This window comes from Kutzneria sp. NPDC051319, assembly GCF_040682195.1.
Lineage (GTDB): Bacteria > Actinomycetota > Actinomycetes > Mycobacteriales > Pseudonocardiaceae > Kutzneria.
On sequence record NZ_JBFBAM010000155.1, the window covers coordinates 1 to 3514 of the forward strand.

General features: G+C 72.2%; 4 protein-coding genes. 2 read left to right on the forward strand and 2 right to left on the reverse strand.

The window, feature by feature from the left end; all coding sequences use genetic code 11:
• Nucleotides 1-60 precede the first annotated feature (60 nt).
• A complete protein-coding gene (locus AB0M73_RS49645) occupies nt 61-1689 on the reverse strand; it encodes a GAF domain-containing protein (protein WP_363907205.1) in 1629 nt (542 codons plus the stop codon).
• A gap of 85 nt (nt 1690-1774) precedes the next feature.
• Nucleotides 1775-2197: a pyridoxamine 5'-phosphate oxidase family protein gene (locus tag AB0M73_RS49650; protein WP_043725543.1), complete on the reverse strand. Its 423-nt coding sequence runs from the start codon at nt 2195-2197 to the stop codon at nt 1775-1777.
• Nucleotides 2198-2283: 86 nt separating this feature from the next.
• On the opposite strand from AB0M73_RS49650, the gene AB0M73_RS49655 reads away from it, so the two are divergent.
• Nucleotides 2284-3117: a patatin-like phospholipase family protein gene (locus tag AB0M73_RS49655; RefSeq protein ID WP_363907207.1), complete on the forward strand. Its 834-nt coding sequence runs from the start codon at nt 2284-2286 to the stop codon at nt 3115-3117.
• A gap of 74 nt (nt 3118-3191) precedes the next feature.
• A complete protein-coding gene (locus AB0M73_RS49660; RefSeq protein ID WP_363907209.1) occupies nt 3192-3431 on the forward strand; it encodes a hypothetical protein in 240 nt (79 codons plus the stop codon).
• Nucleotides 3432-3514 lie beyond the last annotated feature (83 nt).

Sequence of the window (3514 nt, forward strand, 5' to 3'; positions counted from 1 at the left end):
TCTCGGGCACATGCCCGAGACCTACATTCGGTGTGTCTGAGAGCGCGACTCGCCGGGGTGTTAGGGCAGGGGGACGCGCCAGGTGAGGAGGGTGCCGCCGGAGTCGCGGGCCACGACGTCGAGGGTGCCGCGGCAGGCGCGGGCCCGCTCGGCGAGGTTGGCCAGGCCGCTGCGGCGGACGTCCGGCGGGATGCCGATCCCGTCGTCACCGACGCGGATGACCAGGTCCTCCCCCGCATCCACGGCGAGGGTGAGTTCCGAGGCGCGGGCGTGGCGCAGGGCGTTGCTCAAGGCCTCCCGCACCACGGCGTCGGCGTGCTCGGCGACGGAAGGCGGCACGAGGGTGTCGACGGCGCCGGAGATCCGCACGGACGGGGTGGGCGAGGCGTCGGCGGTGAGCTCGGCGACGGCGTCCAACAGCCTGCGGCGCAAGCCTTCCATGCCGTTGCCGCCGGAGGTGTGCAGGTCGAAGATGGAGGTCCGGATCTCCCGCACGGTCTCGTCGAGCTGCTCGACGGCCTTCTGGATCCGGGACCGGACATCGGGGTCGGCGGCCCGGCGCAGGGTGCCCTGAAGCCCGAGCCCGGTGGCGAAAAGGCGCTGGATCACGTGGTCGTGGAGGTCCCGGGCGATGCGGTCGCGGTCGGCCAACACGGCCAGCAGCCACTGGGTGCGCTGCTTCTCGGCGAACTCGATGGCCACGGCGGCCTGGTCGGCGAAGCTGCTCAACAACGGCACCTCGGACGGCTCAAGGGCCCGGGATCCCTTGTCCCGCACGGCAATGAGCACGCCGGTGGCCCCGCCGGCCGAGCGCAGGGCGACGGCGACGGCGGGCCCGAACTCCGCGGCGTCGACGCCGAGCTCGCCGAGCGAGGAGGCCAGGTCGGGGATGAGCCGGGGCGAGCCGTCACGGGTGATGGCGGCCAGCACGGAGTCGCCGTCGGACAGCTGACGGCCGACGAGGCTCCGCCCGCCGGGGCCGGCGTAGGAATGCACGCGGAGGACGTCGTTCTCCTCGTCCACCAACAGAATCAGGGCGTGATCGGCCTCGGCCAGGTCCCGCACCCGCCGGGCCACCATCTGCAGCGCGTCGGTCGCCGTGCAGCCGGCCAGCAGCTCGGCCCGCACCTCCGAGGAGGCCTCCAGCCACCGCTGCCGCCGCCGGCTCTGCTCGAACAACCGCGCGTTCTCCACGGCCACCCCGGCCGCCGTCGCGAGCGCCTTCACCACAAAAACGTCTTCCTCGGTGAACCCGCCGGAACCGCGTTTCTCCGTCAGGTACAGGTTTCCGAACACCTCGTCGCGCACCCGCACGGGCACGCCGAGAAAGGTTCGCATCGGCGGGTGGTGCGGCGGAAAGGTGGTAGCGGCGGGGTGCCTGGTCAGGTCGTCCAGCCGCAGCGGCTTCGGGTCGTGGATCAGCACGCCGAGAAGTCCGTGCCCGGTGGGCAGATCGCCGATGAGACGGCGGGTGTGGTCGTCGACGCCCACGTCGACCAGCTCGGCCAGCGAACGGTCGGGCCCGAGCACCCCCAACGCGCCGTACTGCGCGTCCACGAGGTCGACGGCGGCGCGCACTATTCGGCGCAGCGTCGACTCCAGCTCGATACCCGAGGACACCGACAGCACCGCGTCCAGCAACCCCTGCAACCGCTCCGACCGCGCGGACTCCGGTCTCCGCTCCCGCACTACCTCAACTCCAGCTCCGCCCCGCGACCCCATGATGATCCAGATTCGACGCCTCCGGCGTGACCGCCGAACGGCCGTCGGCCGATCACCCTGTCGGCGGGGGCAGCCGGCGTCCGGTGAGCAGCTCCAGCCCGACGGCCACGAAGCGGTCGTGCTCCCCGATTCCCCACCTTCGCAGGCCACTCGCCGCAGCGCGTTCGTCCGGACGCACGGATCGGGTGCGTCCGATGCCCAGCACGCTCCAGCCGCCCGACGGCCCCATCTCGTCGGCCTCGAAGGCGACGACGGCGGCCCGGGTGGCGGCGGCCAGCCGGCCGGTGCCGGACACCCGCAGCAGCACGGTCCGCCCGGTCAGCAGGAAGTACACCGGCAGCACGCACGGCAGCGCGCGGTCGCTGACGGCGATCCGGCCCAGCGGCACGGACGCCAGCAGTCGCAGGCACTCCACCTCGTCGAGCACGGTCAGCCCGGTCGAATCCGTGCCGGTGGCGGACCGATCGAGGCTCATGGGTCCATACTCGACCGGAATCGGCCGCCCCGGCAGCGACATGAGGCCCTTTCGGGCGGGACCTTCGACCCTGGGATGATCCGGTTATGGGACACGCACTGGTGTTGGGCGGCGGCGGAGTCGCCGGCATCGCCTGGGAGATCGGGTTGCTGGCCGGACTGGACGGGATCGGCCTGCGCGAGGCGGATCTGATCGTCGGCACGTCGGCCGGCTCGGCGGTGGCCGCGCAGCTGGTCAGCGGCCTGCCGATGGACGAGTTGCTGGCCAGGCAGACGGATCCGGCCAAGCAGGCGCCCGAGATCCCGGCCGTGGTGGATCCGGAGAAGATGGCCGCGATCTTCGCCTACGACCAGGAGAACCCGCCGGACCGGGACGCGCTGCGGCAGCAGATCGGCCGGATCGCGCTGCTCACCGAGACCGTCAGCGAGGCGGCCCGGCGCGAGGTGATCACCGCCCGCGTGCCGGTCGACAAGTGGCCGGACGAGCGGGAGCTGTTGATCGTCGCGGTGGACGCGAACACCGGTGAGGAGCGGGTTTTCGGCCGTGACAGCGGCGTGGGCCTGGTCGACGCCGTGGCGGCGAGCTGCGCGGTGCCGGGCATCTGGCCGCCGGTGACGATCGGCGACAGCCGCTATGTCGACGGCGGCGTGCGCAGCGCCGAGAACGCCGATCTGGCCTTCGGCGAGGATGTCGTGCTGGTGCTGCAGGCCATGGAGATGCCCGGTGTCACCGATCTCGCCGAGCAGGCGGAAGCGTTGCGGGCGCAGGGGTCCACGGTCCTGATCGTCAAGCCGGACGAGGACGTGCTGGCCGCGATGGGCACGAACCCGCTGGATCCGACCGTGCGCACGCCGGTGGCGGAGGCCGGCCGGCGGCAGGGCGCGAAGCTGGCCGAGGAGATCGCCGCCTTCTGGCGGTGATCCGTTCGGCGGACAGCCAGACACCTGTGTCCGCTGTCACACTTGGTGTTCCGCGGCTCACGGGAGGACCCACCATGCTCGGTCTTCGCACCCTCGCGCGCCTGTTCCGCCGACGCCGGAAGGCCCCCGTGATCCCCGGCCCGAGGCTGGCCGAGGTCATCCCGCTGGCGCTGGCCGAGAAGGCCATGGCCGACGGCTGCCCGACGCCGGACCAGGAGCTGATGCTGATGGCGGCGGGCAGTCCGGCCCACAAAGCCCGCCGCCACCCCAGCCTCGTCCGTCCAGAGTGGAAGGTTCGACGCGAGATCCGCTGACACCAGAGACGGGGGGGCGCCCCCGCTGGCCCGCCCGCCCCCGCCCCAAGGGCGCCAAAAAAAAAAAAAATAAACCCAAAACA